The sequence below is a fragment of the Streptomyces sp. NPDC001450 genome (assembly GCF_053597295.1).
The window spans coordinates 1-1,319 of the sequence record NZ_JBSFHY010000149.1; the positions used below are offsets into that span (position 1 = coordinate 1).

A 1,319-nucleotide genomic window follows, 5' to 3' on the forward strand; every position below is an offset into this window, starting at 1 on the left:
CGCCGCACGCGAGGGCCGCACCCTCGCCCCCCTCATCACCCGCCTCAACGACATCAGGCGGCGCCACCCCGCGCTACAGCGCCTGCGGAACCTCCACTTCCACCACGCCGACAAGGACGAGGTGATCGCCTACTCGAAGCGGAGCGGATCGAACACGGTTCTGGTCGTCGCCAACCTCGACCCCCACCACACCCAGGAGGCCACGGTCTCGTTGGACATGCCGCAACTCGGCCTGGAATGGCACGAGTCGGTGCCGGTGCGCGACGAGCTCACCGGCGAGACCTATCACTGGGGCAGGGCCAACTATGTGCGACTCGAACCGGGCCGTAGGCCCGCGCATGTCTTCTCGGTTCTGCGACCGTCCACCCCGCAGATCGGAGGGTCACCCACAATATGATCGTCAACGAGCCCGTCCCGGACACCTTCGAGGACACTCCCGCCAAGGACCGGGACCCGGAGTGGTTCAAACGCGCCGTCTTCTACGAGGTGCTCGTCCGCTCCTTCCAGGACAGCAACGGTGACGGCGTCGGCGACCTCAAGGGTCTGACCGCCAAGCTCGACTACCTGCAGTGGCTGGGTGTGGACTGCCTCTGGCTGCCGCCGTTCTTCAAGTCACCACTGCGGGACGGTGGTTACGACGTCTCCGACTACACCGCCGTCCTCCCCGAATTCGGTGACCTGGCCGACTTCGTGGAGTTCGTGGACGCCGCCCACCAGCGCGGCATGCGCGTCATCATCGACTTCGTCATGAACCACACCAGCGACCAGCACCCGTGGTTCCAGGAGTCGAGGCGGGATCCGGACGGTCCGTACGGCGACTACTACGTCTGGGCCGACGACGACAAGCAGTTCCAGGACGCCCGGATCATCTTCGTCGACACCGAGGCCTCCAACTGGACGTACGACCCCGTACGCAAGCAGTACTACTGGCATCGCTTCTTCTCGCACCAGCCGGACCTCAACTACGAGAACCCCGCGGTGCAGGAGGAGATGATCTCCGCGCTGAAGTTCTGGCTGGACCTCGGTATCGACGGGTTCCGCCTCGACGCCGTGCCGTACCTGTACCAGCAGGAGGGCACCAACTGCGAGAACCTGCCGGCGACCCACGAGTTCCTGAAGCGGGTGCGCAAGGAGATCGACGCCCAGTACCCCGACACCGTCCTGCTGGCCGAGGCCAACCAGTGGCCCGAGGACGTCGTCGACTACTTCGGCGACTACCAGTCGGGCGGCGACGAATGCCACATGGCCTTCCACTTCCCCGTCATGCCCCGCATCTTCATGGCCGTCCGACGCGAGTCCCGCTACCCCGTCTCCGAGAT

The 1,319-nt window shown here is 65.5% G+C and carries 2 protein-coding genes; both read left to right on the plus strand.

What is annotated here, in order from left to right; genetic code table 11:
- Positions 1–397, plus strand: a 397-nt coding sequence (locus ACWC5O_RS45460) for a DUF3459 domain-containing protein (protein WP_450781398.1), incomplete at its 5' end; no start/stop codon positions are given.
- The coding region (locus tag ACWC5O_RS45465; RefSeq protein WP_450781400.1) for an alpha-amylase family glycosyl hydrolase at positions 394–1,319 on the plus strand (926 nt) is incomplete at its 3' end. The genes ACWC5O_RS45460 and ACWC5O_RS45465, both read left to right, overlap by 4 nt.